Annotated in this window: 22 protein-coding genes; 7 read left to right on the plus strand and 15 right to left on the minus strand. The window is 69.2% G+C overall.

Annotation, left to right across the window (positions count from 1 at the left end; translation table 11 throughout):
* Positions 1-12: 12 nt before the first annotated feature.
* The 3 genes from AB0B28_RS15190 to AB0B28_RS15200 form a co-directional block, all read right to left on the minus strand.
* Positions 13-534, minus strand: a complete 522-nt coding sequence (locus tag AB0B28_RS15190) for an NUDIX hydrolase (RefSeq protein ID WP_360121134.1) — start codon at positions 532-534, stop codon at positions 13-15.
* A gap of 117 nt (positions 535-651) precedes the next feature.
* A complete protein-coding gene (locus AB0B28_RS15195; protein WP_360121136.1) occupies positions 652-1,098 on the minus strand; it encodes a cytochrome c oxidase subunit 4 in 447 nt (148 codons plus the stop codon).
* 11 nt (positions 1,099-1,109) lie between these two features.
* Entirely contained in the window at positions 1,110-2,030 is a 921-nt protein-coding gene (locus tag AB0B28_RS15200) for a cytochrome c oxidase subunit II (protein WP_360121138.1), read from the minus strand.
* 140 nt (positions 2,031-2,170) lie between these two features.
* Between AB0B28_RS15200 and AB0B28_RS15205 the strand changes: the two genes are divergently transcribed.
* Together AB0B28_RS15205 and AB0B28_RS15210 are read left to right on the plus strand one after the other, a co-directional pair.
* Complete coding sequence (locus tag AB0B28_RS15205) at positions 2,171-3,286, plus strand: aminotransferase class V-fold PLP-dependent enzyme (RefSeq protein ID WP_360121140.1); 1,116 nt, start codon at positions 2,171-2,173, stop codon at positions 3,284-3,286.
* Between the two features lie 142 nt (positions 3,287-3,428).
* Positions 3,429-4,031, plus strand: coding sequence for a superoxide dismutase (locus AB0B28_RS15210; RefSeq protein ID WP_360121142.1), 603 nt, complete (start codon positions 3,429-3,431; stop codon positions 4,029-4,031).
* Positions 4,032-4,115: 84 nt separating this feature from the next.
* Here AB0B28_RS15210 and AB0B28_RS15215 read toward each other — a convergent pair whose 3' ends face one another.
* Entirely contained in the window at positions 4,116-4,682 is a 567-nt protein-coding gene (locus tag AB0B28_RS15215; RefSeq protein WP_360121144.1) for a hypothetical protein, read from the minus strand.
* 147 nt (positions 4,683-4,829) lie between these two features.
* A complete protein-coding gene (locus AB0B28_RS15220) occupies positions 4,830-5,822 on the minus strand; it encodes a peptidoglycan-binding protein (RefSeq protein WP_360121146.1) in 993 nt (330 codons plus the stop codon).
* A 138-nt stretch (positions 5,823-5,960) separates the two neighbouring features.
* On the opposite strand from AB0B28_RS15220, the gene AB0B28_RS15225 reads away from it, so the two are divergent.
* Together AB0B28_RS15225 and AB0B28_RS15230 are read left to right on the plus strand one after the other, a co-directional pair.
* On the plus strand, positions 5,961-6,494 hold the full coding sequence (locus AB0B28_RS15225) for a hypothetical protein (RefSeq protein ID WP_360121148.1): 534 nt from the start codon (positions 5,961-5,963) through the stop codon (positions 6,492-6,494).
* A gap of 134 nt (positions 6,495-6,628) precedes the next feature.
* Positions 6,629-7,045, plus strand: a complete 417-nt coding sequence (locus AB0B28_RS15230) for a hypothetical protein (RefSeq protein ID WP_360121150.1) — start codon at positions 6,629-6,631, stop codon at positions 7,043-7,045.
* Here AB0B28_RS15230 and AB0B28_RS15235 read toward each other — a convergent pair whose 3' ends face one another.
* Positions 7,046-8,764: a right-handed parallel beta-helix repeat-containing protein gene (locus AB0B28_RS15235; protein WP_360121152.1), complete on the minus strand. Its 1,719-nt coding sequence runs from the start codon at positions 8,762-8,764 to the stop codon at positions 7,046-7,048.
* A gap of 66 nt (positions 8,765-8,830) precedes the next feature.
* On the opposite strand from AB0B28_RS15235, the gene AB0B28_RS15240 reads away from it, so the two are divergent.
* Positions 8,831-9,679 (plus strand): TetR/AcrR family transcriptional regulator, encoded by an 849-nt coding sequence (locus tag AB0B28_RS15240; RefSeq protein WP_360121154.1) that lies wholly within the window; start codon positions 8,831-8,833, stop codon positions 9,677-9,679.
* A gap of 7 nt (positions 9,680-9,686) precedes the next feature.
* Here AB0B28_RS15240 and AB0B28_RS15245 read toward each other — a convergent pair whose 3' ends face one another.
* From AB0B28_RS15245 to AB0B28_RS15285, 9 genes are all read right to left on the minus strand, one after another.
* On the minus strand, positions 9,687-10,517 hold the full coding sequence (locus tag AB0B28_RS15245; RefSeq protein WP_360121156.1) for an alpha/beta hydrolase: 831 nt from the start codon (positions 10,515-10,517) through the stop codon (positions 9,687-9,689).
* Positions 10,518-10,688: 171 nt separating this feature from the next.
* The gene (locus tag AB0B28_RS15250; RefSeq protein WP_360121158.1) at positions 10,689-11,759 is read right to left on the minus strand and encodes a dipeptide ABC transporter ATP-binding protein; all 1,071 of its coding nucleotides are present in this window, start codon (positions 11,757-11,759) and stop codon (positions 10,689-10,691) included.
* Positions 11,749-12,786 (minus strand): ABC transporter ATP-binding protein, encoded by a 1,038-nt coding sequence (locus AB0B28_RS15255; protein WP_360121160.1) that lies wholly within the window; start codon positions 12,784-12,786, stop codon positions 11,749-11,751. The genes AB0B28_RS15250 and AB0B28_RS15255 overlap by 11 nt, the downstream gene beginning before the upstream one ends.
* Positions 12,787-12,791: 5 nt before the next feature.
* Entirely contained in the window at positions 12,792-13,709 is a 918-nt protein-coding gene (locus AB0B28_RS15260) for an ABC transporter permease (RefSeq protein WP_360121162.1), read from the minus strand.
* The gene (locus AB0B28_RS15265) at positions 13,702-14,712 is read right to left on the minus strand and encodes an ABC transporter permease (protein WP_360121164.1); all 1,011 of its coding nucleotides are present in this window, start codon (positions 14,710-14,712) and stop codon (positions 13,702-13,704) included. The genes AB0B28_RS15260 and AB0B28_RS15265 overlap by 8 nt, the downstream gene beginning before the upstream one ends.
* 97 nt (positions 14,713-14,809) lie before the next feature.
* Complete coding sequence (locus tag AB0B28_RS15270) at positions 14,810-16,474, minus strand: ABC transporter substrate-binding protein (protein ID WP_360121218.1); 1,665 nt, start codon at positions 16,472-16,474, stop codon at positions 14,810-14,812.
* 212 nt (positions 16,475-16,686) lie between these two features.
* Positions 16,687-17,397 (minus strand): PfkB family carbohydrate kinase, encoded by a 711-nt coding sequence (locus AB0B28_RS15275; protein ID WP_360121166.1) that lies wholly within the window; start codon positions 17,395-17,397, stop codon positions 16,687-16,689.
* A 365-nt stretch (positions 17,398-17,762) separates the two neighbouring features.
* Positions 17,763-18,134, minus strand: coding sequence for an iron-sulfur cluster insertion protein ErpA (gene erpA, locus AB0B28_RS15280; protein ID WP_360121168.1), 372 nt, complete (start codon positions 18,132-18,134; stop codon positions 17,763-17,765).
* Between the two features lie 147 nt (positions 18,135-18,281).
* Positions 18,282-19,385: a glycerate kinase gene (locus AB0B28_RS15285; RefSeq protein WP_360121170.1), complete on the minus strand. Its 1,104-nt coding sequence runs from the start codon at positions 19,383-19,385 to the stop codon at positions 18,282-18,284.
* Between the two features lie 528 nt (positions 19,386-19,913).
* Between AB0B28_RS15285 and nadA the strand changes: the two genes are divergently transcribed.
* The gene (gene nadA, locus AB0B28_RS15290; RefSeq protein WP_360121172.1) at positions 19,914-21,080 is read left to right on the plus strand and encodes a quinolinate synthase NadA; all 1,167 of its coding nucleotides are present in this window, start codon (positions 19,914-19,916) and stop codon (positions 21,078-21,080) included.
* A gap of 348 nt (positions 21,081-21,428) precedes the next feature.
* Positions 21,429-22,754 (plus strand): UDP-N-acetylglucosamine 1-carboxyvinyltransferase, encoded by a 1,326-nt coding sequence (gene murA, locus AB0B28_RS15295; protein WP_360121220.1) that lies wholly within the window; start codon positions 21,429-21,431, stop codon positions 22,752-22,754.
* Positions 22,755-22,823 lie beyond the last annotated feature (69 nt).

The raw sequence follows: 22,823 nt of genomic DNA on the forward strand, positions 1-22,823 counted from the left end.
GCGGGGTGTCGTTCAGGGCTGCTCCGCTAGGGGGCCCAGGTGGTAGTAGGAGAGGAGTTTTGCCGTTGCTCTGGTCATTTCTGGGAGGGCGGTGGTGTCGTGCCAGGCGGCGTCCCAGACTTCGTGGCCGTCTACGAGGATTTGGGTGGTGTCGGGGTCGCGGGTGAGGTGGAAGACGTTGTCGACCCAGCGGCCGTTGGTGTGGACCACCGCGTTGGGGTCGGCGGGGGCGAGGTCGGAAAGGTCGGCTTCGATGCCGGTCTCTTCGGCGAGTTCGCGGCGGGCGGCCTCGATCGGTTCCTCGCGGCGGTTCATGAGGCCTGCCGGGAGCGACCAGCGGCGGCCGGGGGGCTGGCGGAGCATGAGCAGACGCGAGCGGTCCTCGTTCATGACCAGGACGACCGAGCCGAGCGTGTACGTGGGCGTGGCCACCCGCACGATCCGGCGGCGCACCGCGATCGGCAGGCTGTAGAACACCGTCCCGACCAGGCGCCGCACCAGCGGGGCCTTCCGGCGCTGCACAGAGGGAGTCACCGATCCAGCCTATAAGGCCGCGTTCCCGTTCGCGCCAAGGGCAGCGATGAGGCCCGGAGTTCGCGCCGAGGGCAGCGATGAGGCCCGGAGCCGAGCTCCGGGCCTTTCGCGAAGGTCTTACTGCGGGCCGAGCTTGCGCGTGCCCGTGTAGTACTCGAACGTCAGGCCGCCCACGGCGAACAGCAGCGCCACGCCGCCCGCGGTGATCAGCCACGGGAGCCAGAACACCACGCCGACACCGGCGACCACCATGGTGAACGCCAGGCCCAGCGGCCAGTACGAACCGGGGCTGAAGAAGCCGACCTCGCCGGACACGTCGGAGATCTCGCCGTCGGCGCGGTCCTCGGGGCGGGGGTCGATGCGGCGCGAGATGACCCAGAAGACCAGCCACACCATGCCGGTGAGCAGGCCCGAGAAGATCAAGGCGACGAAGCCGATCCACTCGATCTGGTTCGGGGCCCCGTAAGCGGGGTTCTCGTTGACGTACGTGACCCAGCCGTAGATGGCCGCGAACACGAACATCGAGACGGCCACGATGGCGAAGAGACGGTTCTCGGTCTTCACAGCTTCGCTCCCTAACTCGCTTCGCGCGACGACGGATCGGTCCCGAACGGGGTGGTCTCGGTCGCGTAGGCGTCCTGGCCGATGAGCTCCAGCGCCTCGGGCGTCGAAAGCCCCTCGACGCGGGCGCTCACGAAGGTCTCGTAGTCCTCCGGGGAGACCACGCGCATCTCGAAGTTCATGAACGCGTGGTAGGCCCCGCACAGCTCGGCGCAGCGGCCCACGAACCGGCCCTCGGAGTTGAAGTCGACCTCCCAGCGGGTGGTCTGCGCCTCCGAGCCGGGGATCAGGTCGCGCTTGAACAGCAGGTCGGGGACCCAGAAGGAGTGGATGACGTCCTCGGCGGTGCCCACGAAGCGCACGTCGTCCTCGTTGGGGACCACGATGATCGGGATGTAGTCCGAGGTCCCGGTCTCGGTGACGGGCTGCCCGTCGGCGTCCAGGATCGCTTCGCAGTTCTCGTCGGAGTAGGTGAACTGCCAGTTCCACTTGAACGCCGTCACCTGCGTGCAGTTGTTCGGCTGCTCGCTCATCTCGGTGACGTTGTCCTGGACCACGACCGTGTAGTAGAACAGGACGCCGATGAGCACGAACGGCAGCGCCGTGAAGGTGAGCTCGGCGGGCAGGTTGTACTTGGTCTGGCGGGGCAGCTCGGTGTCGCCGTCCTTCTTCTTGTAGGCCAGGATGCACCAGAAGGTGAGGGCCCAGACGATCACGCCGACCGCGAGCGCGGCGACCGTGGAGCCGATCCACAGGTCGAACATCTGCTCGGACTGGGTCGTGGGGCGGGTCCGAGGCCAACCGAAGTAGAAGGCGTCGTCAAGACTGCATCCCGCGAGGATGATGGGGAGCAGCGCGGCGATCCCGGTGAGACCTATCGCGCGGCGGGCTCGGCCGCGACGTTCTCGGGACGGTTTTCCGACCACCTGTCTCATGCCTTTCTCAGCGCTCGGCTCCGCGTACGCCGCCGGGCGGGCGACATGGCACGGACTTGACGGCAAGAGCCTACTGCTTGGTCCGTACCCCTGGGCGCAAGGGGTTGGGTTCGGCGCCCGGTGTCTTCTACATTGGGTGGGTGAGCGAGACCTACTTCGACGGCGCGACCGCGCAGCCGCCCCATCCGGCGGCCCGCGACGCCTATGCTGCGGCTTTGTCGGAGGGCTGGGCCGGGCCCGGTCGACTGTACACATTGGGCCGGAGGTCGCGGATGCTGCTGGAGGCCGCCCGGCGGTCGGCGGCGGACTCGCTGGGCGTGAGCCCTGATGAGGTCACTTTCACATCGAGTGGGACACAGGCCGTGCACGCCGGCGTACTGGGCGTCATCGCGGCCCGCAGCGAGCCCGGTCCGCTCGTGCATTCGGCGGTCGAACACTCCTCGGTGCTGCACGCCGCCGAGTGGCACGCCGCGCGCGGCGGGACCTCGGTGAGCGTCCCGGTCGACCGCCTCGGACGGGTCGATGCCGATCCGCTCGCGGGCGTCGAGGACGCGGCCGCTCTGGTGGTGCAGAGCGCGAACCACGAGGTGGGGACCCGGCAGCCGATCGAGGCGATCGCCGCGAACGCGGGCGGGGTGCCGCTCGTGGTCGACGCGGCGGCGAGCCTGCCGTGGGAGCCGGTGCCCGAGGGCTGGTCGATCCTGGCGGCCAGCGCCCGCAAGTGGGGCGGCCTGGCCGGGGCGGGGCTGCTCGTGGTGCGCAAGGGCGCGAGGTGGCGCAATCCGTTCCCTGGGGAGGACTCCTCGATCCGGGAGGCGATCGGGGAGGTGGACGTGCCGGCGGCGGTGGCCGCGGCGGCGTCGCTGCGGGCGGTCGTCGACGAGCGCGAGGAGGCCTCGAAGCGGGCGCGACTGCTGACCGAGCGGATCCGGGAGTGCATCGCCGAGGCGATCCCTGAAGTGGAGCTGCCGGGCGACCCGGTGGACCGGTTGCCGCACATCGTCACGTTCTCGTGCCTGGGGGTGGACGGCGAGGTGCTGCTGACGGAGTTGAACCGGGCGGGCTTCGCGGTGTCGTCGGGTTCGGCGTGCGCTTCGACGCGGCTGCGTCCGTCGCATGTGCTCCAGGCGATGGGCGTGCTGAGCCACGGGAACGTGCGAGTGTCGTTGCACCGGGAGTCGACCGAGGCCGAGGTGGAGCGGTTCCTGGAGGTACTGCCGGGGATCGTGGAGTCGATCAGGCGTCTGTCGCGTTAGCGTTGCGCGCCTTCGGGTGCGGGGCTAGGTCTTAAGACGATGGGAATCACGGGGCGACTCGTGTCGCCTTCTATTGCACACGACTTGCAATTGTGAAAGCGTGGCGATTGCAAACGTATTGCCACAAGTGAGAGGTGCGAGGATGACCGTCTACACGCTTCCGGACCTGCCCTATGACTACGGTTCGCTTGAGCCGCACATCAACGGCTACATTCTGGAGCTGCACCACGACAAGCACCACGCCGCGTACGTCAAGGGCGCCAACGACACGCTGGAGCGGATCGCCGAGGCCCGCGACAAGGGCGACTTCGGCGGCATCGTGGGTCTGGAGAAGACCCTCGCGTTCAACGTCTCGGGCCATGTCCTGCATTCCCTCTACTGGGAGAACATGAGCCCCGACGGCGGCGACCGGCCCGAGGGCGACCTGGCCGAGGCGATCAACGAGTACTTCGGCTCGTTCGAGGGCTTCCACGGGCAGCTCTCGGCGGCCACCACGCTCGTGCAGGGCTCGGGCTGGGGCGTGCTCTCCTACGAGCCGACCTCCAAGCGGCTCATCGTCGAGCAGGTCTACGACCACCACGGGAACGTGGCCCAGACGTCGGTCCCGCTCTTGGCGTTCGACGCGTGGGAGCACGCGTACTACCTCCAGTACAAGAACGTGCGCCCCGACTTCGTCAAGGCGATGTGGGAGGTCGTGAACTGGCAGGACGTCGCGGCCCGCTACGAGGCGGCCAAGGCGGCCTAGGTCGGGTGAGACGACCGGCCGTGTCCCGAAAGGGGCACGGCCGGTTCGCGTCTCAGCGGCCGAGGCCGTGCTCGGCGGCGGCGATCAGTCGTCTTCTCGTGGGTAGGCGCTGGATCTGAGGTGGCTCACGATGAGGAAGAGCGCCACGAAGGCGAGGCCGGCGGCGGTCGCGAGCGTGGGGAGGCCCTGGGAGGTGAGGAACCAGGAGGGGGCCGCTTCGGCGAGCCAGCCGTTGAGCTGGTGGCCGGGCATGTCGGCGATGTCGGTGAGGACGCGGCGCATCCACAGGCCGAGGTCGTGGGCGAGGCCGAGGGCGACCAGGCTCGCGGCGGCGATGATCGACCAGCGGGGGCCGATGCGCACGGCCAGGGCCAGCGCGGCGAAGGCGGCGGCGAGGCCGAGGTAGGTCAGGCCCGGGTAGAGGAACCACAGCCGCGCGAGGGCGTCGAGGTTCTGGAGGTAGTACTCGCCTTCGAAGGGCGACGGGTCGCTGAGCAGTCGGGTGGCGGCGTCGGCGCGGGCGGGTCCGGCGACGTTCAGCCACACGAGGGACGAGACGAGCATGGCCGCGGCCATGAATGAGGACACGTAGACCACGACGAGGGATCGCCGTGGCGTCTGGTGCCGCACTTTCTCATCGGATTGCGTCAAGGGAGGCTCCGTCCGTGGAGGAGCTTCCATCGTACTGGGTGTGGCGCGCGTCGCACACTTCGAGGACGGCGGGGCGGGTTCAACTCGTGGTGCACCCGCCCCGCCGCCGTTCGTACCGCACCGGTCCTCGTGGGACCGGACGTCTCGCTAACCGCGCTTGTACTTCTCCCACCAGGTGAAGCTGCCGCGGTAGGCCGCCGGGGTGTTGTCGGCGGCGTGGTTGGCCAGGCCGTTCTTGCCGAAGAAGTAGTCGTGGACCTGGGCCTGGGCGACCCCGGCCATGTCGGTGTCGGCCACGGCGTTGGCGTGGATGTGGTACGAGAATCCCTGCTCGGGGGTCCGCAGCCAGGCCGCGAAGCCGACGTCGCGGAGGGCCTTGACGGTCTGCCAGCGCTGGGTGGCGCTCATCGAGCCGACGGCGATGTCGACCACGCCGCCGCCGTCGTGCGTGCCCGCGGAGCTGGGGTTGCCGACGGTGTAGGAGCCCTGGGTGAGCGTGAGCGACCAGGAGAGCTTGGCGTCGGCGGCGGCGAGCATGTTCTTGGTGCGGGTGTTGACCCGCTTGCCGCCGTAGGAGTCGGAGTTGGAGCCGACGTTGACGGCGCGGGTGACGGTGAAGCCCTGGTCCTGGCCGAGTCTGGTCAGCGAGGTGGGGCCGGGGAGGCCGTTGGCGTCCAGGCCGGTGTAGCCGAGGGACTTCTGCCAGGCCGAGTAGGCGGTGACGGTGGTGCTGCCGTAGTGGCCGTCCACATAGGTGGTGGCGAGGTAGTTCTTGGCGTCGAGCGCGGCTTCGACGATCTTGACCTGGGGGCCGGCGGTGAGCGTGGTGCCGTTGCCGGCCTTCGGCGGGTCGACCATGGCGGCGACGAGCACGAGCTCCATGTCCACTGTGGTGGCGGCGCTCGCCGACTGGAGGGCGAAGGCCGAGGGCACCGCGGCGGCGCCGACGGCGCCGCCGACCATGAGGGCGCGGGTGAGCACCCAGCGCCGGGACCGGTGGCGCACCGGTTCGTTCGGTTGACGGGTCATGCTGCTGCGTCCCTTCGGGGGTGGTGACGCGGCGACGGGGGTGTCGCCGCGGAACGGGCCGATGTCGACCGGGATCGACGGGTTGTCGCATGGGATCGTGATTGCGACCATATCGGAGTTTTCCTTCATTGAGAAGAAGCGTCATGAAATAAAACTCCAAGTGACCGAATGCGGACGAGCGGTGCGAGTCGCCCGCAGTGACGCATGGGGAACCTGGGCGCTTGTGCGCCCCCCGGATACGCTGAGGACGTGACCCCAGAACACCTGCGCGACGCTGCCGGACTCGCGGCCGTATTCGGATTCTTCGCCATGACCTGGTTCGGCTGGGGGCAGGAGAAACCCCCCGCTTCCTGGTTGTGGCCCTTGCGGATCGGCTCGATCCTCGCGGCGCTCACCGCTGTCGGCGGAGGACTGTCGCTGTGGCGGCACTGGTCCGACGGGAGCGTGATCGGCGAATCGACCGGGAAGGCCTTCGGCATCGTGGTCGGCATCGAGTTCGCCGCGGCCGGGCTCGGCGCGGCGGCGCTGGCGATCCGCAAGCGCGCCGACCTCATGTCGGCGTGGATCGCGTTCGTCGTCGGCGTCCACTTCTTCCCGGTGGCGGTGATCCTGGAGATGCCGATCGTGTACTTCCCGGCCGCCTTGGTCACCGCGGCCTCGATCGCTTCGGTGTTCATCGCGCGGAAGATGGGGATCGCCGTCAGCGCGGTCGTGGGAATCGCGACCGGGCCGATCCTGCTCGCGTTCGCCCTGTTCGGACTCGTCGTCGCGCTCACCCGGTAGCGATGTCCGCTCGTGTCCATCGATCGGCGGAAATCCGGCGAAACCGGCGCAATCTGCTATCGTGTCGCGCCTGGGAGCATAGGCTCGCAGCAGGGCCGCGCCTCGCGGCCCGCGACCGGACCAGGGGGTGGGCCATGAGCGCGCACGAGGCGCCGAATCCCGACGAAGTCCCGAACGCGGTGGACGCCGAGGGCCGAAAGACCGGGCCGTGGGCGGAGAAGGACGCCCACGGCGGGTACATGACCGGCCCGTACGTCGACGGTGTGCGCGAAGGGATCTGGCGGCACTTCGCCGACGACGGGCGGCTGCGGTCCGAGGGTCCGTTCCACGAAGGACTCGTCCACGGCGACTGGACCTGGTGGCGGGCCAACGGCCGCCTGCTCCAGAAGGGCGGCTTCGACCAAGAGGAGAAGCACGGCCGCTGGGAGCGGTGGACGGCCGACGGCGCGCTGATCGACCGGGGCGAGTACCGCCACGGCAAGAAGATCGGCGAGTGGACCGCCTACAACCCCGACGGGTCGGTCAAGAAGGTCACCAGGCACCGCGCCTGACTATCGCTGCGTCAGCGGTCCCGCCTTCGCCCGGATCTCGGCGGTGGCCGCGTCCAGGGCCTCGGGATCGGAGGTCGTGGTGTTGTGCTCGTACGTGACGCCCTCGGGGACGGCGTCGCTGCCGACCGGGTCGGCGTCCCAGTGGTTGCCGCGGTATACGACGTGGTCGAGGGGCGGGGCGACGTGGAGGATCGAGGTGTTGTCGCCGCGGGCGACCACGTTGTGCTCCAACGTGACCCATGCCGCGCCGTAGTCGGTGTAGAGGCCGAAGTTGTAGGGCGTGCGGGTGTCGGTGATGACGTTCCCCGCGATCTGCGCGCCGTTCTCGTGCGAGTCGCCTTGGGGGCCTGAGAGATAGATCCCGCCGCCGTCGGCGAGGACGCTCATCGTGCCGGTCGTGACGTTGCGGAGGATGCGGGTGCCGCGCCCCGGACCGGCGACGATGCCGCAGTGCGGGGTCTCGGCGACGCGATTGTGGGCGACGACGCAATCCGTGGTGTCCGAAATGGAGATCCCTGGCGCTCCGGCGAAGTCGAGGCCGACGCGTTCGACCGTGTTGTCCTCGACCAGGGCTCCGGCGGTGCCTCGGATCTCGACGGCGGCGGCCGAGAGGACGCCGAAGTCGCACGTGCGGATGGTGAGTCCGTTGCCGCCGTTCGCGTTCAGCGCGGTCGCGCCGAGGCGGGTGAAGACGCAGCGTTCGAACGCGAGCCGCTGGGTGAGGTCGAGGTCGACACAGGCGGGGACGACACCGGATTCGGCGTCGGGGGCTTCGGAGGGGATCGTGAGCCACTGGCCCTCGCCCATGTCGAGCCGGTGGACTCCGCCGCCGGTGTAGTACCCGGTCGAGTGGTAGTGGAGGAAGCCGCCCTCGCGGGTGGGGCCGAGCCAGGTCGATTCAGCGAAGGCCAGGCCCTTGAACGCGAGGTCGCTCGCGGCGCTGACCCGCACGAGGGTTTCGAGCGCGGGCGCGACGACGCGGGTGCGCCCGGGGTGCTCGCCGGGGCGCGGGAGGTAGTGCAGGACATGGCGACCGGCCTCGGCGCGGTCGAGCGCGAAGGTGCCCGGTTCGGTGAGGAAGGACGGGTCGTTCTCGACGCGGGTGGGCATCCCCGGACCCGACAGGGAGTCGTACGACCAGTCGTAGTTGTAGAGGTCCCGGGCGCGGTCGTACGCGGGCTGCGCCATCGTGATCGCCGTTTCGTCACCCTCGCGCGTCACGGCGGCGACGGCGATGCGGGCCTCGGTCCACGGGTAGACGCCCCGGTAGACGAACTCGACGCTGGACGGGGAGCGCCAGGAGACGGGGGCCGTCGTGGCGTACCCGGTGTCGGTGGCCCGCGCGCCTTCGGGCAGTCCAGGGACGCCCGCCCGTTCGACGCGTTCGCCGTCCACGTAGAGCTGCCGGACGTCGAGGTCGCCGACCTCGGCGGTCCAGACGCCGTGCGCCTCACGCCAGCCGTCGATGACGCGGCCGCCCGAGATCAGGACGGTCTCCTGCTCGCCGGTGCCGTAGCCGTGGGCCTGGTAGACGGTTCCCGAGTCGGCTTCGGTGAGGGCGAACGTCTCGGTGAGCGTGTGCGTCCCGGCGCGCAGATGCACCACGGCCGCATCGGTTCCCCTGGCCGCGTCTCGCGCGCGCCGCAGGGTGGCGAACGGGGCGGCCTCGGTGCCCGGGGCCGCGTCGTCGCCCTCGGGCGAGACGAAGAAGTCGTTCATGACCACATCACCCTTCATTGTGTATGAGATACACCGATGTATATCATGCACACAAGGAGGTGCGCCATGCGGGCAGCGAGCGGGTCGGACCCGGAGCGCGCGGTCGAGCTGCTGTGGGGCGAGACCGGTCGCGGACCGCGACCGGGGCTCAGCCTGGACCGGATCGTGCGGGCGGGCGTGTCGGTGGCCGACGCCGAAGGGCTCAAGGGGCTGACCATGCAGAAGGTCGCCGAGCGGCTGGGCTTCACCACGATGTCGCTGTATCGGCACGTGCCGAGCCGTGACCACCTGGTCGACCTCATGTACGACCACGCCGTCGGCGAGGGACCGGACTCCGATCCCGAGGGCGGTTGGCGGTCTCGGCTGGAGTCCTGCGCGCGCCGCGGTTGGCAACGGCACCAACGTCACCCGTGGATGGCGGAGGTGCGCGGCAACCGCCGCGTGCCCGGACCCAACACGATGGCGGTCTTCGAGCGGATGCTGGGCGCCCTCGCGGGCACCGGCCTGCGCCCCGCGGAGGTCGTGGCGGCGGCCGAGCTGGTCGGGCGCTTCGTGGACTCGCAGGCGCTGACCCTGGTGGAGGCGGCCGAGGAGGAACGCGACAGCGACGTCAGCAACGCCGAGTGGTGGAGCGCCCGCGACTCGCTCTACGCCCGCTTCGACCGCTTCCCGACGGTGGTCGCGATGTGGGAGACGGGCGGCTTCGACGAACCCGAGGACCCGTTCGAGTTCGGCCTCACGCGGGTCCTCGACGGCATCGAACTGCTCATCCAAGCGCGTGATGAAACGAGTGATGAAACTCCGGGCTGCAAGACCTGCGGCGCACCCGTCGAACAGCCGTCGTCGGGCCGCCGCCGCGCCTACTGCTCGCGCGCGTGCCAGCAGCGCGCCTACCGCGAACGGCGGGCGCGCTGAGCCCGGTTCAGGGCTTGAGGAGGTCGCCGCAGAACGCGCGGATCGACCGGGCCACGAGTTCGGGGCGCTCCCACGGCATGAAGTGGCCCGCGCCCTTGACCCAGAAGGGCCCCACCGCTTCGGGGAAGGCGATCGCGCAGCGCTCCTCGATGTGATCGCCCACGGTCACCTGGTCCTCCCCCACCAGGACCAGGGCCCGGTGCCGCACCGGGCGGTCGATCATCTCCGGGGCCGACAGCACCCTGGTGCCCATGACGACCTGGTAGTCGGCGAACGCCGCCCGCAGCCGCGCCTCGTCGGCGTACGGCTCGGTCAAGAACGCCAGGTCCTCCTCGTCGAACGCGTCCGGCGGGCACCACATGCGGTGGCCGTAGAACTCCCCCACATAGCGGCGGCGCTGCTCGGGCGTGGCGAGCTCGGCCAGCAGCGCCTCGGTCTCGCGGCCCTGGCGGCGCTGGTACTCGTACACCGCGGGCTTGGGCACCGCGCTGGGAATCCCCGCGGCGGTGAAGGCCTCGTCCAGATCCGGCATCGAATCGTCGAGGATCACCACCCGGTCGACGCGGTCGGGACGGCGGTTGGCCATGTCGATCGTGATCATCGCGCCCAGGTCGTGCCCGGCGACCACCGCACGGTCCCAACCGAACGCGTCCATCACATCGGCGAGATCCCCATTGAACGCGTTGAAGTCGTAGAAGTCGTCCGGCGCGAAATCCGAGTCCCCGTACCCGCGAAGGTCGGGCGCGACCACGTCGAACCCGGCCTCGGCCAGCGGCCCGATCACGTGCGACCAGATCCGGCTCGTGCACGGAAACCCGTGCACCAGCAGCAAAGGCACCCCGCCATGACCCCGCCGCCGAACCGAAAGCCGATGCCCCGCACGCACCTCGACCAGCACAGGAGCCACTTCGTCAACAGGAAGACCCATACGTCCCACTCTACTCGCGCGCACCTCGCCGGCGGATGCCGAGAACGAGGGCGGCCCCGGGTTGGGGCCGCCCCTTTCTTGCTATGTCACCGCGTGGGTGACGTCTCGTTCTTCTGCGTAGAAGCAGGCCGTCGGGTGGGTTCCGGCGTTGCCGGAGTCCAGTGTGGGGACTTCCTCGGCGCAGTGGTCCTCGGCCTTCCAGCAGCGGGTGCGGAAGCGGCAGCCCGAGGGCGGGTTGATCGGGGAGGGGACGTCGCCTTGGAGGACGATCTCGACGCGGTGGCCGCGCAGGTCGGGGTCGGGGACCGGGACCGCGGAGAGCAGGGCCTGGGTGTACGGGTGCCGGGGGTGGTCGTAGATCTCGGGACCGGTGCCCTGCTCGACGACCTTGCCCAGGTACATGACCGCGACCTCGTCGGCGATGTGGCGCACCACCGACAGGTCGTGCGCGATGAACACGTACGACAGCCCCAGCTCCTCCTGGAGCTTCTCCAGCAGGTTGATCACCTGGCCTTGGATCGACACGTCCAAGGCGCTCACCGGCTCGTCGCAGACCAGGACCCTGGGGCGCAGCGCCAGAGCGCGGGCGATGCCGATGCGCTGGCGCTGGCCGCCGGAGAACTGGTGCGGGTAGCGGTTGATGTGATCGGGGTCCAGGCCGACCATGTCGAGCAGGTCCTTGACTTCGGCTGCCCGGCTTGACTTCTTGATCACTCCAGGATGGATCTCGAACGGCTCGCCCACGATGTCGCCGACCGTCAGACGCGGGTTCAACGAGGTGTACGGGTCCTGGAACACCAGCTGGATGTCACGCCGGAACGGCCGGATCTTGCGCGTCGAGAGGTTCCCGATCTCCTTGCCCTGCAACTTGATCGAACCAGAGGTGGGACTCTCCAGGCCGACCAGGAGCTTCGCGAGCGTCGACTTGCCGCAGCCGGACTCCCCCACCACCCCGAGGGTCTTGCCGGGCATGAGCTTCAGGTCGACGCCGTCGACCGCCTGCACCTGCCCGACCGTGCGCTTGAGGACGATGCCGCGGTGGATCGGGAAGTGCTTCACCAGGTTGGTCGCTTCGAGCACCGGCTCGGGGGCCGCGCCGTTCGCGGCCTCGTCCCTCGGCTCGGCGCCCGCCTGTGCCAGTTCAGCGTTCATCGACGTAGACCTCCTCTGCGTAATGGCAACGGCTGCCGTGGTTCTCGGCCGGCTCGGCCCACGGCGGCACCTCGTCGCGGCACTTGTCGTCGGCCGCGAAGCAGCGCGGATGGAACGGGCACCCGCCCGGCAGCTTCGCCGGATTCGGCGGCAGGCCCTTGATGACCTCCAGCTCCCGGCCCACCTGGTCCACGCGCGGGATCGCGCGCAGCAGCGCCTTGGTGTACGGGTGCGCCGGACGCTTGAACGTGTCGCGGATGCCCGCGCGCTCGACGACCTCGCCCGCGTACATCACCGCCACGTCGTCGGCCACGTCGGCGACCACCCCGAGGTCGTGTGTGATGAGGATCAGACCCATGTTCCGCTCCTCCTGGATGCCCTTGAGCAGCCGCATGATCTGCGCCTGCACCGTGACGTCCAGCGCGGTCGTGGGCTCGTCGGCGATCAGCACCTCCGGGTCGAGCGCGAGCGCCATCGCGATCATCACGCGCTGGCGCATGCCGCCGGAGAACTGGTGCGGGTAGTGCCCGACCCGGTTCTTGGCGTCGGGGATGCCCACCAGGTCGAGCAGTTCGATCGAGCGCTTCTTCGCTTCGGCGCGGCTGGCGCCGCGGTGGACGCGGAAGAGCTCGCCGATCTGGAAACCCACGGACCACAGTGGATTGAGCGCGGACAGGGCGTCCTGGAACACGATCGAGATGTGGTTGGCGCGCACCCCGCGGCGGGTGACCTCGTCGAGTTCGAGGAGGTCGACGCCGTGGAACAGGACCCGGCCGTGCGTGATGCGGGCGGGCGGGGTGTCGAGGATGCCCATGATCGCCTGGGAGGTCACCGACTTGCCCGAGCCGGACTCGCCGACCACGGCGAGGGTCCGGCCCCTCTCGAGGGTGAAGCTCGCGTGGCGCACGGCGGGGATTCGCTTGCCGCGCACCTTGAACTCGACGCCGAGGTCGTCCACTTCGAGCAGTGGAGCGTTGAGGTCGACCCCGGGGAGGGTGTCGCCGATGATGCGGATGTTCTCTGCCACCGCGCTCACCTCAGTTTCGGGTCGAGGGCGTCGCGCAGGGCGTCGCCGAAGGTCGCGAACGCGAACACGGTCAGGATCAACAGCGCCAGCGGCCACGCGAACAGGTACACGTACCCGCCGCCGGCCCATTCGGTGCCGTTGGAGAGCAGCACGCCCCAGCTGGTGGCGGGCGGCTGGACGCCGATGCCCAGGACCGCCAGGGCCGACTCGGTGATGATGATGCCGCCGATCGTGGTCGGGATGACCGCGGTGACCGGCACGATCGCGTTCGGGAGGATGTGCTTGAACATGATCCGGCGGTCGCTCGCGCCGAGGCACTTGGCCGCGACCACGTAGTCGAGGTTCTTCGTCTCCAGTGTGGCGGCCCTGGTGTATCGGCAGAACTCCATCCACCCGAACAGCGAGATGGCTATCGCGGGCGCGGCGATCGTCTCGACCAGGTTGTCGGCCGAGACGCGGCCGCGGAACAGGCTCAGGATCAAGATGGCGCCCATGAGCATCGGGATCACGATGAACACGTCGAGGAGCCTGGAGATGAGGCCGTCGAGCCAGCCGCCGAAGTACCCGGCGTAGATGCCCAGGACCAGTCCGAACACGACGGTCACCACGATGACGCTGAGCGCCAGGGCGATCGTGGGCCTGGATCCGTGCACGAGCGTGGCGGCGAAGTCGCAGCCGAACGCGTCGGTCCCCAGTGGATGCTCGCCGGTGAACCAGGTGTCGGGCCGCAGGCGGGCCTCCCTGCCGCGGCAGACCGTGGGGTCCTTGTCGGTGAACAGGCTCGGGAAGGCCGCCATCGCGAACACGAACAGCAGCACCACGGCCGCGATGATCACGTCGGGGCGCTTTCGCATGCTGTGGAAGGCGTCCGACCACAGCGAGGCCTGCCGTTCGGCGGAGGGTGCGGGGGTCAGCTCACTCATAGCGGATCCTCGGGTCGAGTGCGGCGTAGAGGAGGTCCACGATCAGGCTCACGAAGACCACGACGAACGCCGAGACGGTGAGCCCGACGATGACGAGGTTGCCCTCCTGGCGCTGCACCGCCTGGAAGATCATGCGGCCCATGCCCGGGATGCCCATGATGCCCTCGGTGAGGACGGCGCCGGAGAGCATGAACGCGAACAGGAAACCCACCCCGGTCACGACCGGGATCATGGAGTTGCGGATGACGTGGACGATCGTGATGCGCATCGGCTTGAGTCCCTTGGCGTTCGCGGTGCGCACGAAGTCCGAGCCGAGGTTCTCCAGCTGGGCCGCGCGGATGAGGCGCGTCAGCGTGGCCAGGCCCACGGTCCCGACGATGATGCCGGGGATGATGATCGTGACCCATGGATAGTCGGGGTTGTACGAGGGTCTGAAGAGCTGGCCCATGAACGAGTCCGAACCCCATATGCCTCGGGCCCAACGCGTCAGCGGTACCGCCAGGATGTACACGTAGGACAGCAGGATGAGGAACACCGGCACCGAGTCGGCCAGGATCGTGGTCCCGCGCACCGCGTGGTCGACGAACTTGCCGCGGTGGCGGGCGGCCCAGGTCCCCAGGACCATCGACACGACCACGAGCGTGATCACCGAGAACACGAAGAGCCGCAAGGTGTTCGGGATGAAGATCGCCAAGAGGTCGGCCACGTCCCGGTTCCCGTTGAGGGTGGTGCCGAAGTCGCCTTGGACGAAGTTCTGGAGGCGGTCGATGAACGGCAGCACGCACGGGTCGCCCACCCGCTCGTAGCAGGGGCTGTCGAGTCCGTAGAGGCGTTCGATCTGGGCCAGCATGGCCGGATCGGGGGCCCGCTCGCCGCCGAAGAACAGCAGCGCGGGGTTCCCTCTGATCTGGACGGAGAGGGCCATGAGGTAGTGCAGGAGGAACAGCACGATTCCGAGGGTCAGGAATGCCTGGAGTAGGCGGCGTATGACGTAGCGTCCCATAATGATCCAGTTCTCGAGCCCCGGACGGACCGGGCACGGCCGCGTTCGGCCGTGCCCGGCTGCCGCCTGGGATTCGTCGGTTGTGTAGGCGCTACCGCTACTCGGTGATCACGACGTCGCGCAGTTCGCAGTCACCGCGCGGACCGGAGTAGATCGGGTGGACCTGGACGTTGTCGACCCGGTCGGAGTAGAAGTAGTTGTACTGCTGACCGAAGATCGGGACGCTGGGCATGTCCTCGGCGAGGATCGCCTCGGCCTCCTGGTAGAACGCGACCGCCTCGTCGAGCGTCGCCGCGGCGCCCGCGGCGAGGATCTTGGCGTTGTAGTCCTCGTTCTCCCAGCCCTGGTCGTTGGTCGCGGCACCGCCGCCGTAGATCGGCTCCAGGAAGTTCTCGTTCAGGTTGTAGTCGGGGCCCCAGCCGGAGCGGAACGGGCCGTCGAGGGTGTGTCCCTCACGGGCGCTGAGGAAGTCGGTCCACTCCATGGGGACCAGCTCGTACTCGATGCCCAGGCTCTCGCTGATCGAGTCGCCGATGGAGCGGAAGATCGTGAGGTTGTCACCGGCGTCGTTGACCCAGATCTTGAGCTTCTCGCCCTCGGGCCAGCCGCCGGCCGCTTCGAGGAGGTCGGCGGCCGCTTCGGGGTTGTACTCGCAGTACTCGCCGCACACGTCGGTGCCGCCGCCGTAGATCGAGGCGGGGACCCACTCGTTGAGCGGCTGGAAGCGCTCGGGGCCGACGACGTTCGCGACGCCCTCGCGGTCGATCGCCATCGAGATGGCGCGGCGCAGGTCGACGTTCTGGAACTTCTCGTCGTACAGCGGGAACGCGAGCATCAGGATGCTCGGGTCGGGCTCGCGGACGAGGCGTTCGCCGAGGTCGGGGTCGTTCATCGCCGACTCGTAGTCGGCCGCACCGGGGCTGCACACGTCGATGTCACCGGTCAGGAAGTCCGGCCAGCAGTCGTTGCCTTCGAGGTAGACGTGCCAGCGCACGCCGTCGATCGAGGGCTTGTGGTCGCCGGGGTAGTCGGCCCAGGCCACGGCCGAGCCGCCGCCCTCGATGTCGTAGGGCTCCTCGAACATGAAGGGGCCGTTGCCGATCGGCTTGGCCTCGCAGGCCTCGATGTCGTCCAGGCACTCCTGGGCGATCGGGAGGAAGGCCTCGTAACCGAGCATGGAGGGGAAGCCGATGAACGGGGCGCTGAGCTTGACCTCGATGGTGAGCTCGTCGACGGCGGTCACACCGGAGAGGTGGGTGACGTCGACCGGGTCGTACTCGGGCACCTCGGGGTTGGCCCAGGTGTCGGCCGGCTTCGGGTCGGGGTTCATCTCGGCGTAGCCCTCGAAGGTGCCGAAGAAGTAGTTCAGCGGCAGCACGTTGGGGGCGTAGGCGATCCGGTCCCAGGAGCGGATGAACGCGTCGGCGTTCACCGGCTCTCCATTGTGGAAGGTCAGGCCGTCCTTGATCTTGATGGTCCAGACCTGGTTGTCCTCGGACTCGATGCTCTCGGCGGCCATGTTCTCGGGCTCGCCGGTGTCGATGTCGTAGTACACCAGGCCGTCGTAGATGTTCTTGATGATCCGGTAGCCCTCGGACTCGCCGGAGCCGCCTGGGATCAGGCTGCGGACCTCGCCGATCTGCATGTTGAGGACGCCGCCGCTGCCGCCTCCCTCACCGTCGACGTCGCCTTCATCTCCGGTACAGGCGGCGGTGGACACCGCCAGGCCGGCGGCGGCCATGAAGGCCACCGTCATTCGCATTCGTCGCACTGGACGCTCCAGGGTGTGAGTGGGTCGTGGGATACCTCACACCATGGCGTACAACACAAGTAAACGAAAGGGTACGTTGTGAAATCGTTACCTGTCGGAGGGTAAGTAGAGACTTTTGCTGGTAAATGTTTCGAAGAGATGGCCGACATAGACCCATCTAGTGATACGAATGTTTCGATCCTGGGTCAAGTCGGCCCACGAGTTCACTCCGGCAGCAGGTATGCGGATGCCTCGGCCGCGGCGGCCGGTCCGTAGGACTGCTCCAGACGGTGCACGAAGTCGACCGGGTTCACGTCATAGTTGTTGCGGCCCACGGTCTCCGCGGCGAGCGAGGCGAGTTGGCTGCCGACCTCGGCGGCGCGGCGCAGGCTCATCCCCCACCCGAGCCCGGCCAGGAGCCCGGCGGTGAAGGCGTCCCCCGAGCCGGAGGGGTCGATGAGGTCGCCCGAACGGGCGAAGGGCACGCGCACGCGATCCATGTCGTGGCCGGCGATCTCGACGCCGTCGGAGTCCATCGTGGTCACCCGGACCCGCACCAGGCTGAGCAGGTCGTCGTCGGTGAGGCCGGTGGTGGCCTGGAGGAGCTGGTATCGGTCCTGACTGGACACGAGGAATTTGGCCCCGGTCAGGAACTCCACGGCCTCGGGGCCTTCGAGGTCGCCGGGATCGGCGCTGAATTCGAGGCCGAGGTCGCGGCACTGCTCGGCGTAGGCGCGCATGGCCTTCGGGTGGTCGGGTCCGATGTGGATCAGGCCCAGGGTGCCACCGAGCTCCATGACCTCGATGAGATCGCGCTCGCCTCGGTTCGCGTCGAGGACGACGGGGGCCTGGCCGAGCCGGCCCATGCCGTGGCCCACGGCCTCCGCTGTGGAGCCGGTGACGGCGGTCTTCATGCCTTGCACGACAAGTGGCACAGGAATGGTCCTCGTTCAGTCGGGGACGGAAAGTCGTTGATCGGCTGCTGCCGAAGGCCCGCAACGCTGTCGGCGCTGAAAGGGCGAAGAATCGGCTCGAAGAACCGGGCAAGCGGCCACTTTAACACGGATCGCCCAAAAGCACCGGCCCCGGGCGCAAAACAGCCCGGCCGAAAGCCTTCGACCGGGCTGAAAGCACGACGGCGCTCGGGTCCGGTCCGGGCCACACGGGGCTGCTGAGTGGAAAACTGGCAAGGCTTCGCGGCGAAGCTCGTGCTTAGAGCGAAGCGGCACGTGCGAGGCGTGAACCGCAGTCCAGTTTTTCTCTCAGGAGTCCCTGTCGGGCCACCGCGGACCTTGGCCCGCTAGTGGAACGAGTCGCCGCAGGCGCATGAGCCCTGGGCGTTCGGGTTGTCGATCGTGAAGCCCTGGGCGTCGATGCGGTCGGCGAAGTCGATGGAGGCGCCGATGAGGTAGGGGATGCTCATCTTGTCGACCACGACGCCGAAGCCTTCGTAGTCCTGCACGGTGTCGCCCTCGCGCACGTCGGTGTCGAAGAACAGGCCGTAGCGCAGGCCCGAGCAGCCGCCGGGGCTGACCTCGACGCGCAGGCGCAGGCCTTCCTCGCCTTCCTGCTCGATCAGGGCTTTGACCTTGCTGGCCGCCGCGTCCGTGAGCACGACGCCGACTTTGGTGGCGTTGTCCTTGACGTCCTCGGTCTGCTGAGTGGCGCTCACTAGCTGCTCCTCTGATAAGTGCGAGATCCAGGTCGACCGGGTCTCTTCGACCAGTCAACAGTACCCAACCGCATCACGAGCGTCGCTATTCCCGACGTCACTTCCGCAGGGATGTGGCGCACGGCGCGGTCCGGTGTCCGACGGTACCTACGAGTGCCATTCCCTCGCCACCTTCTCGGCGAGGGAGGTGAGGCCTTCGACGGGGGCGGCCATCGCGGCCTCGGCGCCGCCGACGTGGTCGGCCACGGCGTGGACGCCCGCGAGATCGGGGTGTTCGGCCAGGTCGGAGCGCCCGGCGAGGACCAGGCAGGGCTTGCCGTGGGCGGCCGCGCCGGAGGCGACCTCGGCGGCGAGCTTGCCGCGGAGGCTCTGGGCGTCGAAGGAGCCCTCGCCGGTGATGACGAGGTCGGCGGCCGCGACGGCCGCGTCGAGGCCGACCGCGTCGCAGGTCAGGCGCGCACCGGACTCGCGGCGCCCGCCCAGGAGGAACAGCGCGAAGCCGAGCCCTCCGGCCGCGCCCGCGCCGGGGCGGGTGGCGAGGCCGGGGAGGTCGAAGGCGTCCTCGACGACGGCGGCGAAGTGGCCCACGGCGCCTTCGAGGACGGCGAGCTGCCGCTCGTCGGCGCCTTTCTGGGGACCGAAGACGCGGGTCGCGCCGTGGGGGCCCAGGAGCGGGGAGTCGACGTCGGTGGCGGCGACGATGGCCGCGCCCCGGGTGCGGGCGTGGCCGTCGACGGTCGCGACGGCGGCAAGACCGTTGCCGCCGTAGGGGATCGGTTGGCCGGTGGCGTCGCGCAGGACGTGTCCGAGGGCGGTGAGCATGCCCGCTCCGGCGTCGTTGGTGGCCGAGCCGCCGAGGCCGATGACCAGGCGGCGCGCGCCGTGCTCGATGGCGTGGGCCATGACCAGCCCGAGGCCGTAGGTGGTGGCGCGGGCCGGGTCGCGCTCGGCGCGTTTGAGGAGGTGGAGGCCGCAGGTGGCGGCGGACTCGATGTAGGTGGTGTCGCCTTCGCGCAGGTAGTCGGCCTCGACCGGGCGGCCGAGGGGGTCGCACGCGGTGACGATGCGCCGGGCGGCTGCGGGGAGGGCGTGGGCGAGGACGTCGGTGAAGCCGGGGCCGCCGTCGGCGAGGGGGAGGGTGACGGTGGTGTCCCCGGGGCGGGCACGGGTCCAGCCCGCGGCGACGGCGTCGGCGGCTTCGGCGGCGCTCATGGTGCCGGCGAACTTGTCGGGAGCTATGAGGATGCGCACACCTTGAGCGTAATGGATGCGATTTCCAGCGCGGTAACCGCTTGCCGATCGGTCGGCGATGGCCAGGCGAGAGCGGGGCTGAGGTGGGCGTGAACACGCGCTCGGGCGTGTCGCGGCGCAACCGCCCCCGGTTGCAATGGTGCCGGTCGGGTACGACAGGTCCGCGGAGCGCGAGCTGGAGCGGGCGCGACCGCGAGGGCAACATGAGCGGGGCTTCGATTCGGGGCGCGGACGTGGGCGCGGCGGTCGGGCGGACGTGGCCGGGGCTACGCGAGTGGGCCTTCGGTTCGGGACGCGGTCGAGCGGACGTGGCCGGGGCTTCGATTCGAGGCGCGGTCGCGGACGAGGGCGCGGCGGTCGGGCGGACGTGGCCGGGGGCTACGCGAGTGGGCCTTCGGTTCGGGAGGCGGTCGAGCGGACGTGGCCGGGGCTACGCGAGCGAGCCTTCGGTTCGGGACGCGGTCGGGAGGACGTGACGGGGATTTCGGCGGGGCCGAGAAAGGCTCGGGACGGATTAGGATTGCGCGTATGACGGGCTTCAATGAACCTGCGAACACTCAGACCGCGCTGCTGCTCCTCGGGCGCGGGACCGATGCCGGCTCCGAGCGCGGGGTGGACTGCCCCGGTGAGTTGCCGGCGCCCTCCGACCCGGACCTGGTCGAGCGAGCGCGCGCGGCAAAGGAGGCACTGGGCGGCAACGTGTTCGTCCTGGGCCACCACTACCAGCGCGACGAGGTGATCCAGTTCGCCGACGTCACCGGCGACTCGTTCAAGCTCGCGCAGCAGGCCGCGGCGCGGCCCGACGCGGAGTACATCGTCTTCTGCGGTGTGCACTTCATGGCCGAGAGCGCCGACATCCTCACCGGCGACCACCAGAGCGTGATCCTGCCGGACATGGCCGCGGGGTGCTCGATGGCCGACATGGCGACCGCCTCGCAGGTCGAGCAGTGCTGGGAGGACCTCCAGCGGGTCGGGATCGCGGGCGCGACCGTCCCGGTGACCTACATGAACTCGACCGCGGCGATCAAGGGGTTCGTGGGCCGCGAGGGCGGCCTGGTGTGCACCTCCTCGAACGCCGAGCGGGCGCTGCGGTGGGCCTACGAGCAGGGCGAGAAGGTCCTGTTCCTGCCCGACCAGCACCTGGGGCGCAACACCGCGGTGCGCGAGCTGGGCTTCGACCTGGACGACTGCGTGCTCTACAACCCGCACAAGCCGAACGGCGGGCTGACCGACCAGGAGCTGCGGGACGCCAAGATCATCCTGTGGAAGGGCCACTGCTCGGTCCACGGGCGGTTCACGCTCGAATGCGTCGAGGAGATGCGGCGGCTCGACCCCGAGGTCAACATCATGGTCCACCCCGAGTGCAAGCACGAGGTGGTGGCCGCGGCGGACTACGTGGGTTCGACCGAGTACATCATCAAGGCGCTCGAAGCGGCCCCGGCCGGGTCCTCGTGGGCGATCGGGACCGAGCTGAACCTGGTGCGGCGCTTGGCGAACCGGTTCCCCGACAAGAAGGTCTCGTTCCTGGACAAGACCGTGTGCTACTGCTCGACGATGAACCGGATCGACCTGCCGCACCTGGTGTGGGCTCTTGAGGAGCTGGTGGCCGGGCGAGTCCCGAACCCGATCGAGGTCGACGCCGAGACCGCGCGGTACGCGCGCGAGGCGCTCGACCGGATGCTCGCGCTGCCGTAATCTCGGCCTCGGATCGTGCAGGATATATCCTATACGATCCGAGGTCCCAAGGGCCCCACACGGCTTCGGCGGGCGCCCGGTTGCGCGATCGGGTGGTGCGCATGATCACCCTCGGTTATCCCGCTACCTGGGCGTTTTGCTTGTGGCTATTCCGTTATCGTTGGTCCGCCACGTTGATTCGAGGCAAGCGAGCCGCGCCGAGGATGCGAATTCCCGGCCAACGAGCAATGTCGCCGCGGACGCCGTCGCACGACTGACGCCCTCCGGCCTCCATCCCAGCACTCCATCCATCGAGGAGATCTGTTGAGCAGCACCGACGCCACCTCCGAAACCGCGCCGTCCGAAGACATGCTGATCATCCACGGCGGCACCCCCCTCGACGGCGAGGTCACCGTGCGCGGCGCGAAGAACCTCGTCTCCAAGGCGATGGTGGCCGCCCTGCTGGGCACCTCCCCCTCGGTCCTGCGTTCGGTCCCGGCGATCCGCGACGTCGAGGTCGTCACCGGGCTGCTGCGCGTCCACGGCGTCGAGGTCGAGCTCGACGGCGACACGCTCTACATGGACCCCACCTCGGTCGAGTCCGCCGGCGTCGAGGAGATCAACATCCACGCCGGGACCAGCCGCATCCCGATCCTGCTGTGCGGGCCGCTCCTGCACCGCCTCGGCCGCGCGTTCATCCCCGACCTGGGCGGATGCAACATCGGCGGCCGCCCCATCGACTTCCACCTCGACGCGCTGCGCGAGTTCGGCGCCGTGATCGACAAGAGCCCCGAAGGCACGCACCTCTCGGCCCCCAACGGCCTCCACGGCATCCGCTACGAGCTGGAGTACCCGTCCGTGGGCGCCACCGAGCAGGTCCTGCTCACCGCCGTCATGGCCAAGGGCACCACCGAGCTGCGCAACGCCGCGATCGAGCCGGAGATCGTGGACCTCATCTGCGTCCTCCAGAAGATGGGCGCGATCATCAAGGTCCACACCAACCGGGTGATCGAGATCGTGGGCGTCGACGAGCTCAAGGGCTACTCCCACCGGGCGCTGCCCGACCGCATCGAGGCCGCCTCGTGGGCCTCGGCGGCCCTGGCCACCCGCGGCTCGGTGTTCGTGCGCGGCGCGCAGCAGGCCGACATGATGACCTTCCTCAACGTCTTCCGCTCCATCGGCGGCGAGTACGAGGTCAACGACGATCCCAACGAGGGCGGCATCCGCTTCTGGCACCCCGGCACCGCGCTCAAGCCCGTGGCGCTGGAGACCGACGTGCACCCCGGCCTCATGACCGACTGGCAGCAGCCGATCGTGGTCGCGCTGACCCAGGCCGACGGCCTGTCGATCATGCACGAGACCGTGTACGAGAACCGCTTCGGCTACACCCGCGAACTGCGCGGCATGGGCGCCAACATCGAGCTGTACTCCGACTGCCTCGGCGGTACCCCCTGCCGGTGGGGACGGCGCAACTTCCTGCACTCGGCCGTCATCGCCGGGCCCACGAAGCTGCACGCCGCCGACCTCCAGATCCCCGACCTGCGGGCCGGGTTCAGCCACCTCATCGCGGCCATGGCCGCCGAGGGCACCTCGCGCGTGTACGGCGTCGACCGCTACATCACCCGCGGGTACGAGAACTTCGAGGAGAAGCTCCTCGGTCTGGGCGCCAAGATCGAGCGCCCGCGCCCTGTCTGAGCGAGGCGACCGGCCCCTGAAGCAATAGTGCAAACCGTAAATTTCGGGGGCCGAACACCCGTGGGTATG

Origin of the sequence: Glycomyces sp. NPDC046736 (genome assembly GCF_040645615.1) — a bacterium.
Lineage (GTDB): Bacteria > Actinomycetota > Actinomycetes > Mycobacteriales > Micromonosporaceae > Glycomyces.

What these genes read in the sequence shown, in the direction of transcription:
- murA (WP_360121220.1), top strand. Translation starts at nt 21,429, where the DNA reads ATGCTGATCATCCACGGCGGCACCCCCCTCGACGGCGAGGTCACCGTG.
- AB0B28_RS15240 (WP_360121154.1), top strand. Translation starts at nt 8,831, where the DNA reads ATGCGGGCAGCGAGCGGGTCGGACCCGGAGCGCGCGGTCGAGCTGCTG.
- AB0B28_RS15270 (WP_360121218.1), bottom strand. Translation starts at nt 16,474, where the DNA reads ATGCGAATGACGGTGGCCTTCATGGCCGCCGCCGGCCTGGCGGTGTCC.
- AB0B28_RS15250 (WP_360121158.1), bottom strand. Translation starts at nt 11,759, where the DNA reads ATGAACGCTGAACTGGCACAGGCGGGCGCCGAGCCGAGGGACGAGGCC.
- AB0B28_RS15220 (WP_360121146.1), bottom strand. Translation starts at nt 5,822, where the DNA reads ATGGTCGCAATCACGATCCCATGCGACAACCCGTCGATCCCGGTCGAC.
- AB0B28_RS15200 (WP_360121138.1), bottom strand. Translation starts at nt 2,030, where the DNA reads ATGAGACAGGTGGTCGGAAAACCGTCCCGAGAACGTCGCGGCCGAGCC.
- AB0B28_RS15235 (WP_360121152.1), bottom strand. Translation starts at nt 8,764, where the DNA reads ATGAACGACTTCTTCGTCTCGCCCGAGGGCGACGACGCGGCCCCGGGC.
- AB0B28_RS15265 (WP_360121164.1), bottom strand. Translation starts at nt 14,712, where the DNA reads ATGGGACGCTACGTCATACGCCGCCTACTCCAGGCATTCCTGACCCTC.
- AB0B28_RS15210 (WP_360121142.1), top strand. Translation starts at nt 3,429, where the DNA reads ATGACCGTCTACACGCTTCCGGACCTGCCCTATGACTACGGTTCGCTT.
- AB0B28_RS15260 (WP_360121162.1), bottom strand. Translation starts at nt 13,709, where the DNA reads ATGAGTGAGCTGACCCCCGCACCCTCCGCCGAACGGCAGGCCTCGCTG.
- AB0B28_RS15230 (WP_360121150.1), top strand. Translation starts at nt 6,629, where the DNA reads ATGAGCGCGCACGAGGCGCCGAATCCCGACGAAGTCCCGAACGCGGTG.
- nadA (WP_360121172.1), top strand. Translation starts at nt 19,914, where the DNA reads ATGACGGGCTTCAATGAACCTGCGAACACTCAGACCGCGCTGCTGCTC.